General features: G+C 72.9%; 8 protein-coding genes. 5 read left to right on the top strand and 3 right to left on the bottom strand.

Annotated features, from left to right (window positions below):
* Positions 1-9: 9 nt before the first annotated feature.
* On the bottom strand, positions 10-195 hold the full coding sequence (gene rpmB, locus RKD23_RS11265) for a 50S ribosomal protein L28 (RefSeq protein WP_003993230.1): 186 nt from the start codon (positions 193-195) through the stop codon (positions 10-12).
* Positions 196-445: 250 nt separating this feature from the next.
* On the opposite strand from rpmB, the gene RKD23_RS11260 reads away from it, so the two are divergent.
* A complete protein-coding gene (locus RKD23_RS11260) occupies positions 446-2,134 on the top strand; it encodes a DAK2 domain-containing protein (protein ID WP_424853567.1) in 1,689 nt (562 codons plus the stop codon).
* A 20-nt stretch (positions 2,135-2,154) separates the two neighbouring features.
* Here the strand turns inward: RKD23_RS11260 and RKD23_RS11255 are convergent, their stop codons facing one another.
* Both RKD23_RS11255 and RKD23_RS11250 read right to left on the bottom strand, forming a co-directional pair.
* Positions 2,155-5,091 (bottom strand): tetratricopeptide repeat protein, encoded by a 2,937-nt coding sequence (locus tag RKD23_RS11255; protein WP_424853566.1) that lies wholly within the window; start codon positions 5,089-5,091, stop codon positions 2,155-2,157.
* Entirely contained in the window at positions 5,091-6,917 is a 1,827-nt protein-coding gene (locus RKD23_RS11250) for an HSP90 family protein (protein WP_424853565.1), read from the bottom strand. Before RKD23_RS11250 ends, RKD23_RS11255 begins: the two co-directional genes overlap by 1 nt.
* Before the next feature lie 165 nt (positions 6,918-7,082).
* Between RKD23_RS11250 and RKD23_RS11245 the strand changes: the two genes are divergently transcribed.
* The 4 genes from RKD23_RS11245 to RKD23_RS11230 all read left to right on the top strand — a co-directional run bounded on the left by RKD23_RS11245 (position 7,083) and on the right by RKD23_RS11230 (position 12,612).
* Positions 7,083-10,298, top strand: a complete 3,216-nt coding sequence (locus tag RKD23_RS11245; protein ID WP_424853564.1) for a helicase-related protein — start codon at positions 7,083-7,085, stop codon at positions 10,296-10,298.
* Between the two features lie 100 nt (positions 10,299-10,398).
* Positions 10,399-10,983 (top strand): 16S rRNA (guanine(966)-N(2))-methyltransferase RsmD, encoded by a 585-nt coding sequence (rsmD, locus tag RKD23_RS11240; RefSeq protein WP_424853563.1) that lies wholly within the window; start codon positions 10,399-10,401, stop codon positions 10,981-10,983.
* A gap of 26 nt (positions 10,984-11,009) precedes the next feature.
* A complete protein-coding gene (coaD, locus tag RKD23_RS11235) occupies positions 11,010-11,489 on the top strand; it encodes a pantetheine-phosphate adenylyltransferase (RefSeq protein ID WP_404046648.1) in 480 nt (159 codons plus the stop codon).
* Between the two features lie 67 nt (positions 11,490-11,556).
* Entirely contained in the window at positions 11,557-12,612 is a 1,056-nt protein-coding gene (locus tag RKD23_RS11230; protein ID WP_424853562.1) for a cell division initiation protein, read from the top strand.
* Positions 12,613-12,669 lie beyond the last annotated feature (57 nt).

Raw genomic sequence — 12,669 nt, 5'->3', positions numbered from 1 at the left:
AGCTGAGCGTCAGCGCGAGACCTTGCCGGCCTTGATGCACGAGGTGCAGGCGTTCACGCGCTTCGGCGTCCCGCCGACCACGGTACGCACACGCTGGATGTTCGGGTTCCAGCGGCGGGACGTACGGCGGTGCGAGTGCGAGATGTTGTTGCCGAAGCCCGGCCCCTTGCCGCAGACGTCGCAGTTGGCAGCCACGGGTCACTCCAAAGACTTCAGATGCACTTACGGTTGATCCCGGCATGCCGGGATCAAGATCACAGGATCTGGAGTGGCGCTGCCAGGGGGAATAGCCCGATGTGGATCGGGCAACCGGAGCAGCATACAACGGCTGCTCCCGCTCAACGAAACTACCATGGCTGCTCAGCGCCCCGCTCCCGGCCCTCTGCCGTCCGGCACCGGCCCGGGGTCTACGCTGCGTCCACGTCAGCAGTCCAAGGAGGCGCAGGTGGCGCAGGTGCCGCAGACATTCTTCGATGCTCTCGCGGTACGCACCTGGTGCGGACGCGCGCTGCGGGCGCTCGGGCAGGCGCGCGAGGAGATCGACGCGATCAATGTCTATCCCGTGGCGGACGGCGACACCGGCACCAACCTCTATCTGACCCTCGAGTCCGCCGCCGCCGCGGTCGAGGCGGTCTTCGACGGCCACGCGGCGGGCCACGGCGGCCCGGCCGGCCCCTCCCTCGCGGACGCCCTCGGTGCGATGGCCCACGGCGCGCTCATCGGGGCGCGCGGGAACTCCGGGACGATCCTCGCCCAGCTGCTGCGCGGCATGGCCCAGGTGCTCGCCGCCGACGGTGGCACACCTCACACCGACGGACCCGGTCTCGGCCTCGCCCTGCGCCAGGCCGCCGACTCCGCCCGTCAGGCCGTCGCCCACCCCGTGGAGGGCACGATCCTGACCGTCGCCTCCGCCGCCGCCGACGCGGCCGCCGGGGCCGAGGGCGACTGCGGGAAGGTGGCCCGGGCCGCCTACGACGGCGCACGGGCGGCCCTCGCCGCCACCCCGGGACAGCTCGCCGTCCTGGAGCGGGCCGGAGTGGTGGACGCCGGAGGGCGCGGGCTGGTGGCGGTCCTCGGCGCGCTGCTGGAGACCTTCACGGGAGAGACGCTGAGCACGCACACGCGCGTGGAGGCATCTCCGGCGGAGGGGGAGCACACGCGTGTGGCGGCCGGCGAGGCTGTGGCGTGCCACGACGGGCCGCAGGACGGCGGCCCCGCCTTCGAGGTGATCTACCTGCTGGAGGCCGACGACGAGGCCGTGGCGCGGCTGCGGGACCGGCTGGACGCGCTGGGGGACTCCCTGGTGGTGGTCGGCGGCGACGGCCTGTGGAACGTCCATGTGCATGTGGACGACGCCGGGGCCGCCGTCGAGGCGGGTGTCGAGGCCGGACGGCCGTACCGGATCCGGATCACCCACTTCGGGCTCGGCGACGTCCACACCACGCGCGGCGAGCGCCCTCCCGTGGAGCGCGCCCAGCGTGCCGTGGTGGCCGTCGTCCCCGGCGAGGGCCTGGCCGGCCTGTACACCGAGGCCGGCGCGACCGCCGTGCTCGCGCGCCCCGGGGAGCCGCCCGCGAGCGGAGAGCTCGTCCAGGCCGTACGACGGGCCCACGCGCGCGAGGTCGTGCTGCTGCCCAACGACGCCGAGCTGCGGCACACCGCCGCGGCCGCGGCCGAGCAGGCCCGCGCGGAGGGCGTGCGCGTGGCTCTGATCCCGACCCGCTCGGCGGTGCAGGGCATCGCCGCGCTGGCCGTGCACGAGCCGGACCGCCGCTTCGACGAGGACGTCGTGGCCATGACGTCCGCCGCGGGCGCGACCCGTTACGCCGAGGTCACCGTCGCCGAGCACCGGTCCTGGACCAGCGCCGGGATCTGCCAGGCCGGCGACGTGCTCGGGCTGATCGACGGCGACGTGGCGGTGATCGGCTCCGAGGTGACCGAGACCGCGCGGACCGTCCTGGACCGGATGCTGTCGGCCGGCGGCGAGCTGGTCACCCTCGTCCTCGGCGACGAGGCGCCCGGCGACATCGCCGAGCGCCTGGAGGCGCGGGTGCGGGAGTCGTACCTCGCCGTCGACACGGTGGTGTACCGGGGCGGACGGCAGGGCGCGCTGCTGCTCATCGGCGTGGAGTAGCTCAGACGGCGTGGAGTAACTCAGGCCCGCTCCCGCGCGAGCCGCAGCAGCCGGCCGGCCTCCACGACCCGCACTCGCGCCACGTCCTCCGAGCCGTCGGTCAGCTCGGCGTACGCGGCCAGCACGGCACCCGCGTGTGCCTCCGCCTCCGCGGGACGGCCGAGGTCCAGCGCGAGCCGGCCTGCGGCGAGTTCGGCGTCCGTACGCGCGTGTACGGCGTCCTCGCCCAGCGCGGAGAAGACCGCGACGGCCTCCAGGAGCCGTGCCAGGGCCGCTTCGAAGCCGGCCCCGGTGTCCTGCCCCTCCTGCTGCTCCCCTCGTTCCTCCTGCTCCTCGGCGATGCGCGCCAGCAGGCCCCCGAACTGGTGGTGCGTATGCCCCAGTTCCGCGGCCAGCAGCGCCCGGTCCTCCTCACCGGCCGCCGCGTCGAGAGCCGTCGCGCACTCCTGTACGGCCGCCTCCATCAGGTCGGCCGCCCGGTCCGCCCCGTCCTCCGCGCGCAGCGCCAGCCACGCGCGGGCGCGCAGGGAGCGGACCAGGCCGTGCGGGTCGCCCAGCTCGCGCCACAGGTCGCCCGCGCGGGCGTAGGCCCGGTCGGCCTCGGCGGGCAGGTCCGCGGCGCCGAGCGCCTCACCGGCCAGATGGGCGAGGGTGGCGTGGTCCTGCTGCTCGGGCCAGTGCCGGGCGATCTCGGCCGCCTTGAGCCGCAGCTCCGCGGCCGCCCGGTGCTCGCCCAGCTCGCTCAGGGCGTCGCCGAGCCACCACTGGGTCTGGACGACCGCGCCGTCGCCGTGGGTGTCCGCCGACAGGTCCGCCAGCGCCGACTCCAGCACCTCGGCCGCCTCAGCCCAGCGCGCCTGCCGCAGCAGGAACCCGCCGAGCATCTGCCGCGCCCAGGCGGCGAACGCCGCGTCACCCGCCGCGTCGGCCCAGTGGACGGCCTCCAGGGCCTGCTCGGCGGCCTTTCCGGGCTCGTCCCGCCCGCCGAGCACCTCCGCGAGCTGCAGGTGCAGCTGAGCCCGCCCCGGGGGCTCCAGATGGGACCCGCCGTGCTCCAGGGCCGCCCGCAGAGCCCGCTCGGTCTGCTCGACGTCCCCCAGGTGATGGGCCAGCATGGCCAGCCGGGCCTCGTACTCCACCGCGAACCACGGCAGGCCCGCCGCCACGAACTCCGCCGCGGCCCGCCCGAACAGCGCCACCGCCTCGCGCGGCTCACCGGCGTGCGCCGCGAGGTCCGCCAGCATCGCCCGCGCCTCGGCCGCCCGCGCCGCCAGCCGTACGTCGCCGCCGCCGTGCCCGTCGACCAGCGCGAGCACCTCCCGCACGGCGTCACGGGCCGCACCGAGAGCCTCCGACGCGGCCTCACCGCGCTCCACGGCCTCCTGGACCCGGCGCATCAGCACGCGGGCCCGGCCCATCACGACCGAGGCCGTCTGCCGTACGCCGGTCCCGTCCTCGGCGTAGAGGGCGAGCACCTGCTCGTAGGGGTCGGCCACGGCGGCCAGGGCGCCCTCGACGTCGCCGCCCAGGGCGCGGACGTACGCCGCACGCGTGCGTGCCGCGAGGGACTCGCCCCTGTCGCCCTCCTCGGCGTACAGCTCGGCCGCCCGCTCGAACAGCGCCGCGCCCTCGGGGCCGAGCCCCATCGCCTCGTGGTCGGCGATCTCCGCGCGGTCGCGGACCGTCAGCTCCAGCCCCCGCGCGGCCCGCGCGGCAGCCGCCCACGCCTCCACGGCGTTCGGCTGGAGCGTCTCCGACAGCCGCCGGGCCCGGGCCAGCAGCGTGGCCGGGTCGGCATCGGGTGCGGGCGGCGTCGTCGGCGGCACGCGCGTGGGCGCGGAGGGCGTCGTCCGCACGCCGAGCGGCAGACGGTCCAGCAGCGGCTCCCGGTCCATCCGCGTGCGCAGGCGCTCACCGACGTACGAGGTGCCGTTGCGCTCGTCGAAACGCGCCGCCAGGGACAGTGCCTCCTCGCGCGCGTGCCCGCCGAGTTCGCGCGCGGTCCACTCCCGGCCGGGAGGCCCGGGAACCGCGCGCTCGCCCAGACCGAGCGCGGTCAGCCGGTCCATCAGCAGGGCGACCACGCCCAGGTACTCCATCCTGCTGCTGGGATTCCCGGCGCCCAGGAAGTGCCCCGGGCGCTCCGCCAGCAGCTCCAGGCCGCGTGCCTCGTTGCCCGTCAGCGCGCAGAACTCCACATGGTCGGCGTACGAGGCCCGCATGCTCTCCATCGGCCGCACCAGCCTGATCCCGCGCAGATGGTTCGCCCGCGCCTCCTCGGCCCGGCCCAGCCGCAGCAGCGGCAGCAGCGAGGACGCGAGCACGCTGTGCGGCTCGTGCGCACAGGCGAACTCGCCCTCCAGGACCGGCCGCCACAGCTCGAGAGCCTCCTCGTCCCGGCCCCGCTGCGCATGCCACCAGCCCTGCCCGTTCAGCTCGCACGCGTGGCAGTCGGCCATCTCGTCGCGGTCGGCGGCGAGCCATGCCGCGAACGCCCGCTCGGCCCGCCCGGTGTCCCCGACGTGCGCGGCCACCCACAGCTCGGCACCGCGCACCGCGCGGTCGGAGTACCCGGCCAGGCGGTAGCGGCGCTCCATCTCGCCGAGCCACTTCTCCATCGACGCGAGCGGGATCTGCGGCTGGTCGAGCATCCCGGACGACATCCACTTGAAGAACCAGTGCAGGGCGTGGATCTCCTCCTCGCCGAAGTGCTCAGGATGCTCGTCCCACAGGCCCAGCAGCCGGGTGAACGGCACGAACAGCCGGTCCTTCTCGGAGCTGTAGTTGCCCACGCGCACGTGGTGCACGAGCGCCTCGACCAGCGCGGCCGGTATGCCCAGCCGCTCGGCGTCCCGCACCAGTTGCTCCGCCCGCCGGTTGCGGGCCGGCCCCTCCGGCTGACCGGCGTTCTCCGCCATCGCCAGCCGCAGCGAACCGAAGTCCGTGACGTCGGTCATCACCGGCCGCCTTCCTCGTGGGTGGCCCACTCCAGCAGGCCGATGAACGCCTGGTTCAGCAGCGCCGAGTCGGCCGGCCTGAGCGGGCGCTGCGCCATCAGCAGCGCCTGGCCGTACAGGGACTGGACGGCGGTGCCGATCAGGCCCGTCTCCTTCAGCGAACCGATGCGCCGCACCAGCGGGTTGAGATGGTTGAGCACCAGACGCGCGCGGGGGGCACCGCCGCGCAGCGAGCCGAGGATCCCGGCCCACAGCTCGTCCGCCTGTGCCTCGGCCTCGGCCCGCTCCCGCTCGTGTTGGGCGGCCCGGTCGTCGAAGTGCAGCGCGGGCACCGACACCGGGTGGAAGGCCCGCAGCGCGACATCGCAGTCCAGCGGGTCGAGCACCGCCCGCGCGGCCGCCAGGAAGTCCGACAGCGCCAGCTCCTGCGCCGGATCGACCGAGTCCAGATGCGCGGTCACCGTGTCGGCGTCCAGCTCGGCGACCACCGTGCCTGGACGTACCGACGGCAGCGCCTCCACCAGCTCGCAGTCGTACGTGTAACCGCCGTTGACGACTCCGATGCCCTGCGCGGCAGCGATCGGGGCGACCTGCCGGAACTCCTCGACCGACCGCGTGAAGTGCACCACCGGGTGCCGCTGCGCGAACTCCTCCAGCGACAACTCCCCGTCCGTCGTCTCGAACGGCAGCCACGGCAGCATCGTCCGCAGCATCTCGCCGTCGTGCCGCGCCAGCGACCGCACCCCCAGGTGGTGCACGCGCAGGAACGCCCCCAGCCGCTCGGGATCGCCCGCCGCGAGGTCCCGCAGCCACGCCCGGATCCGCTCACCGAGCGCCTCGCGCACGGCGGCCAGGGTCTCGTCCTCGTACAGCGCCTCGCGCGAGGCGGTGGGCCGCAGGCTGTCCGTGTCGAGCACACAGCGCACGAAGAACGCCCAGTCCGGCAGCAGCTGTTCGGCCCGCTCGGTCAGCAGCATGCCTTTGAGGTGGACCCGGTGCCGCGCCCGCTGCGCCGGGCTCACCGCGGCCGGCAGCACGTACGCCACCCCGCGCAGCCCGGCCAGCGGCACCGACAGGTCGATCGTGTCCAGCGGCGTGAACCCGAACAGCCCGTGGCAGTGCCGGCTCAGCGCCACCCGGCGGGCGGCGGGCGAGGCGTGCTCCCGGTCCCAGGGCGCCGGCAGCTCGGCGACGGCCTCGCCGTCCACCGTCACGTCGTACCGCAGCAGCGAGCCGAAGTCCCGCGCCAGTTCGAGCACCTTGTGCGGGGCCAGCCACTCGGCGGCGCCCGGCCGGGCCACCAGATGCACGGTGGTGCCCGGTTCGCGGTGCTCCTCCTCCGGCAGGGTGCGCACGGTGTACGAGCCGTCGTCGCACGCCGTCCACTCCACCGGAGGGGCCTGCGGCGTACGGGCACTGCGGCTGACCACGCGGATCCGCTCGGCGACGAGGAAACAGGCCAGCAGGCCGATGCCGAACTGGCCCAGGAAGTCGGAGCGGGCCGCCTGGATGCCGTCGGCCCGCTTGGAGCTGCGGCCGATGGTGGCGAGCAGCGTGTGCACATCGGCCTCGGTGAGCCCGACGCCGGTGTCCTCCACGCGCAGACGGCCGTCGGCGGTGTGGATGCGCACCCGCGCCGGGGCGTCGGGCTGTTCGGCGCGCCGGGCGGTGACGGCGTCCACGGCGTTCTGCAGCAGTTCGCGCAGGTAGACCTTCGGGCTGGAGTAGAGGTGGTGGGACAGCAGGTCCACCAGACCGCGCAGGTCGACCTGGAACGTATGAGGTGAGTGGGATGCCTGGGATGACTGTGAGGTCTGGGAGTCCATCGTCGCAGCGCCGGAGGGGGGAGGGGCGTCGGCGCGGGGTCGGGCGGCACCGGTGAGGCGGCGACCGCGGGGGGATGGCCGGGCGCGCCATCCTAGGGCCCCACCGAGCCGTCTGACCAGGGGTTTCCCGCCACGTTTGGGGCATTGTCAGTGGCGTGGTGTGCAATGGATCTCGTGCCCGCACTGGACGAACCACTGAAGAAGGTGCTCGGCCCCGCCACCGCGAAGGTGATGGCCGAGCACCTCGGCCTGCACACCGTCGGCGATCTGCTGCACCACTACCCGCGCAGATACGAGGAGCGCGGGCAGCTCACGCACCTGGCCGACCTGCCGATGGACGAGCACGTCACGGTGGTCGCCCAGGTCGCCGACGCCCGCCTGCACACCTTCGCCTCCGCCAAGGCGCCCCGCGGCAAGGGCCAGCGCCTGGAGGTGACGATCACCGACGGCAGCGGCCGGCTCCAACTGGTGTTCTTCGGCAACGGCGTGCACAAGCCCCACAAGGAACTCCTGCCGGGCACCCGCGCGATGTTCGCCGGCAAGGTCTCCGTCTTCAACCGCCGCCTCCAACTCGCCCACCCCGCCTACGAACTGCTGCGCGGCGACAGCGAGGAGGCGGTCGAGACCTGGGCCGGCTCACTCATCCCGATCTACCCCGCCACCGCCAAGCTGGAGTCCTGGAAGATCGGCAAGGCCGTCCAGACGGTCCTGCCCAGCGCCCAGGAGGCCGTGGACCCGCTGCCCGAGGCCCTGCGCGAGGGCCGGGGCCTGCCGACCCTCCCCGAGGCCCTCCTCAAGATCCACCGCCCCCACACCAAGGCCGACATCGAGGACGCCCGCTCCCGGCTGAAGTGGGACGAGGCCTTCGTCCTCCAGGTGGCCCTCGCCCGCCGCCGTCACGCCGACGCCCAACTCCCCGCGGTGGCCCGCAAGGCCAGGCCGGACGGCCTCCTCACCGCCTTCGACGCCCGCCTGCCCTTCACCCTCACCGATGGTCAGCAGAAGGTCTCGAAGGAGATCTTCGACGACCTGGCCACGGAACACCCGATGCACCGGCTGCTCCAGGGCGAAGTGGGTTCGGGAAAGGCACAGCCGCTCGACTCGCTCGTACTCACCCCCGTCGGCTTCCGCCGGATGGGCGACATGCAAGTGGGCGACGAGATCGTCGTTCCGAACGGCGAGATCGCGCTGATCGACGGGGTCTTCCCGCAAGGAGAGCGCGACGTCTGGCGCCTGGTCCTGTCCGACGGCAGCTCCGTGGAATGCGACGACGAACATCTCTGGATCGTCGGGACGAGCTGCGGATGGCATCGCGGCCAGCCCCCCAAGGTCATGACGACCCGGGAGATCCGCCTGGACACCTTCAAGGCGAACGGCTCCTCGAAGTGGTACATCCCCGCGGCCACCCCCGTGGATCTCGGAGGCGATTCGGATCTCCCGCTGGATCCCTATCTGTTCGGCGTCCTCCTCGGTGACGGCTCGTTCCGGCACAACCTGCGTCTGTCGACCACCGACGACGAGATCCACGAGGCTGTCGCCGCTGCCCTGGAGCCCGACTGCCGGCTGGTGCCGGTGAAGGGATCCCGCTGCGACTACACGATCCAGCTGGCGCAACGGGCCGGGGGCGTCCGCAATCCTGTGATCCAGGTCCTGCGCGACCTCGGCCTATGGGGCGTGACGTCCCACGGCAAGTTCATCCCGGAGGCGTTCAAGAACACGTCGCTCAAGAGTCGCCTCGCGCTGCTGCAAGGCCTCCTGGACACCGACGGCACCATCCACGCGGACGGCCTGAGCACCTCGTTCTGCTCGGCCTCTCGCCGCCTCGCGGACGACGTCGCGTGGATCGTGCGCTCGCTGGGCGGCCGCGCCCGAGTCCTGCCCAAGCGCGACGCGTTCGACGTCTCCGTGGCCCTGCCGGACGAGTACGCCCCGTTCCGACTCTCGCGCAAGGCCGACCGAGTCCGGCCCCGGCCGAAGTGCAACACCTTCCGGCGCGGGATCAGGGCAGTGGAGCACGTGGGTCGCAAGCCCGTTCAGTGCATCAGCGTCGCGCACCCCAGCCACGCGTACATCACCGACAACTTCACCGTCACCCACAACACGATGGTCGCCCTACGGGCCATGCTCGCCGTCGTCGACGCGGGCGGCCAGGCCGCCATGCTCGCGCCCACCGAGGTGCTCGCCCAGCAGCACCACCGGTCCGTCGTGGAGATGATGGGCGAGCTGGCCGAGGGCGGCATGCTGGGCGGGGCCGAGCAGGCGACCAAGGTGGTGCTGCTGACCGGGTCCATGGGGACGGCGGCCCGGCGGCAGGCCTTGCTCGACCTCGTGACCGGTGAGGCCGGGATCGTGATCGGCACGCATGCGCTGATCGAGGACAAGGTGCAGTTCCACGATCTGGGCCTGGTCGTGGTCGACGAGCAGCACCGGTTCGGCGTGGAGCAGCGGGACGCCCTGCGCGGCAAGGGCAAGCAGCCCCCGCACCTGCTGGTCATGACGGCCACGCCGATCCCGCGCACGGTCGCGATGACCGTCTTCGGCGACCTGGAGACCTCCGTCCTCGACCAGCTCCCGGCCGGCCGCTCACCCATCGCCAGCCATGTCGTCCCGGCCGCCGACAAGCCCCACTTCCTCGCCCGCGCCTGGGAGCGGGTCCGCGAGGAGGTGGGGAACGGCCATCAGGCGTATGTCGTCTGCCCGCGCATCGGAGACGAGGAGGAGCACCCCAAGAAGGCCAAGAAGTCCGCCGAGGACGATGCCGAGAAGCGGCCCCCGCTCGCCGTCCTCGACGTCGCCGAGCAACTGCGCCGAGGCCCGCTCCAAGGCCTGCGCGTGGAGGTCCTGCACGGCCGTATGGCCGCCGACGACAAGGACGCCGTCATGCGCCGCTTCGCCGCGGGCGACACCGACGTCCTGGTGGCCACGACCGTGATCGAGGTCGGCGTCAACGTCCCCAACGCCACCGCCATGGTGATCATGGACGCCGACCGCTTCGGCGTCTCCCAGCTCCACCAGCTCCGCGGCCGCGTCGGCCGGGGCTCCGCGCCGGGCCTGTGTCTGCTGGTCACCGAGATGCCCGAGGCGAGCCCCGCCCGCCAGCGCCTGGGCGCGGTCGCGTCGACGCTGGACGGCTTCGAGCTCTCCCGTATCGACCTCGAACAGCGCCGCGAGGGAGACGTCCTGGGCCAGGCCCAGTCGGGCGTGCGGTCCTCCTTGCGGGTCCTCGCCGTCATCGAGGACGAGGAGATCATCGCCGAGGCGCGGGAGGAGGCGGCGGCCCTGGTGGCGGCGGACCCCGAGCTGGCGGGCCTTCCGGGACTGCGCACCGCCCTGGACGCCCTCCTGGACGAGGAGAGGGAGCAGTACCTGGAAAAGGGGTGAGCATGGACGTACCTGGAAGGGGCCCGGGGAACTGCGCGAGCAACCACGACGAACGGCCTGCCAAACTGAATCGGTAACCACCCCCTACCGAGGACCGAAGATGACCCGCGTGATCGCAGGCGCAGCAGGTGGACGCCGCCTGGCCGTCCCGCCAGGGACAGGAACCCGCCCCACCTCCGACCGCGCACGCGAAGGCCTCTTCTCCACCTGGCAGTCCCTCCTGGGCGGCCCCCTGGACGGCGACCGCGTCCTCGACCTCTACGCCGGCTCCGGCGCGGTCGGCCTGGAGGCCCTCTCCCGCGGCGCGGGCCACACCCTCCTGGTCGAGGCCGACGCCCGCGCGGCCCGCGTCATCCGGGAGAACGTGAAGAGCCTCGGCCTGCCCGGCGCCGAGGTGCGCCACGGCAAGGCCGAGCAGATCATCAAGGCGGCGCCCTCACAGCCGTACGACCTCGTGTTCCTGGACCCCCCATATGCGGTCACAGGCGACGATCTTCGCGAGATTCTGCTCACACTCCGCTCGGAAGGCTGGCTCGATAAGCAAGCGCTCGTCACCGTGGAGCGCAGCACCAGAGGCGGCGAATTCCACTGGCCCGACGGCTTCGAGCCGCTGAGGGCCCGTCGTTACGGCGAGGGAACGTTTTGGTACGGTCGCGCCGCCTCTACGTGCGAAGACGCACGATGACCGGACCGGAGAGCGAGGGATCTCAAGTGCGCCGCGCCGTCTGTCCCGGGTCGTTCGACCCCATCACCAACGGACACCTCGACATCATCTCCCGCGCCTCCCGCCTCTACGACGAGGTGTACGTCGCGGTGATGATCAACAAGGCCAAGAAGGGCCTGTTCGAGATCGAGGAGCGGATCGACCTGATCCGCCGGGTCACCGCCGAATACGGGAACGTCCGGGTCGAGGCCTTCCACGGCCTCCTCGTCGACTACTGCAAGGAGCGGGACATCCCCGCCATCGTCAAGGGCCTGCGCGCCGTCAGCGACTTCGACTACGAGCTGCAGATGGCCCAGATGAACAACGGCCTCTCGGGCGTGGAGACCCTGTTCGTGCCGACCAACCCCACCTACAGCTTCCTGTCCTCCTCGCTCGTCAAGGAGGTCGCGACCTGGGGCGGCGACGTGTCCCACCTGGTGCCGCCGATCGTCCTGGAAGCCCTCAACGAGCGCCTGCGCGACGCCTGATGGGACGCAGGGGACTACAGTCGTCCCGTCCGTCTCCATCACAGCTGTAGAGAGTGGCGAGCACACGGTGGACGTGCAGAAGAAGCTCGACGAGATCGTCGCCGCGGTCTCCAGTGCCCGGTCGATGCCCATGTCGGCCTCGTGCGTGGTCAACCGCGCCGACCTGCTCTCGATGCTCGAAGAGGTACGGGCGGCCCTGCCCGACTCCCTCGCCCAGGCGAGGGAGCTGATCGGCGACCGCGAGCACATGGTCGAGCGGGCCCGCCAGGAGGCCGAGCGGATCATCGAGCAGGCGCACGCCGAGCGCGGCTCGCTGATCTCCGACACGGAGGTCGCCCGCCGCTCCCAGGCCGAGGCCGACCGCATCCTCACCGAGGCCCGCCAGGAGGCCGAGGAGATCCGCGCGGAGGCCGACGACTACGTCGACTCCAAGCTCGCCAACTTCGAGGTCGTCCTCACCAAGACCCTCGGCTCGGTCGGCCGCGGCCGCGAGAAGCTGCTGGGCACCGGCCCGGGCCTGGACGAGCAGGGCTACGAGGACGAGGACGCCCCCGAGCGCAGCCACGACCCGGAGACCCTGCGCCGCAACGCCGACGCCTATGTCGACGTCAAGCTGGGCGCCTTCGAGGCGGTCCTCGCCAAGACCCTTCAGGCCGTCGGCCGCGGCCGGCAGAAGCTGCACGGCAGGATCGCCACCGACGACCTCGGCGCCCTCGCCGACGACACCAGCACCCTCCAGCACTCCAGCGACGCCGACTACCTCGCCGACCTCGCGGCCCTCGCCGAGCAGGACGCCCCGGCGGAGCAGGCCCGGCGCCCCGAGTACGCCCCGGAGCCGCAGCCCCAGCCGGTGTACGGCTACCAGCAGCAGGCCGACCCCTACGGCGGCTACCCGCAGCAGGACCGGTACGGCTACCAGCAGACGGCCCAGGCGGACCCGTACGCCTACCAGGGCTACGCGACCCCTCCGCAGCCCGCCTACGAGCCCCAGCAGGCCCAGCTGCCCCACCAGTCCCACCAGCCCGAACAGGCGGGCTACGCGCTCGACGAGACCAGCCTCTTCGACACCAGCATGATCAGTGCCGAGCAGCTCAGGGCGTACGAACAGGGCCGGGGGCAGTAGCCCGCCACCCGGATTGGGCCGAGAGCGAAAGGTCCAGTATCCTGGCTCTTCGGTCGC

The organism is Streptomyces sp. SAI-170 (assembly GCF_049739565.1).
In the GTDB taxonomy this organism is placed as follows: Bacteria; Actinomycetota; Actinomycetes; order Streptomycetales; family Streptomycetaceae; genus Streptomyces.
This window is presented reverse-complemented; position numbering and strand designations above follow the sequence as displayed.

Excerpts from the sequence above, each read along its gene's own strand:
- RKD23_RS11255 (WP_424853566.1), bottom strand. The coding sequence starts at position 5,091 with ATGACCGACGTCACGGACTTCGGTTCGCTGCGGCTGGCGATGGCGGAG.
- RKD23_RS11250 (WP_424853565.1), bottom strand. The coding sequence starts at position 6,917 with ATGGACTCCCAGACCTCACAGTCATCCCAGGCATCCCACTCACCTCAT.
- RKD23_RS11245 (WP_424853564.1), top strand. The coding sequence starts at position 7,083 with ATGGATCTCGTGCCCGCACTGGACGAACCACTGAAGAAGGTGCTCGGC.
- rsmD (WP_424853563.1), top strand. The coding sequence starts at position 10,399 with ATGACCCGCGTGATCGCAGGCGCAGCAGGTGGACGCCGCCTGGCCGTC.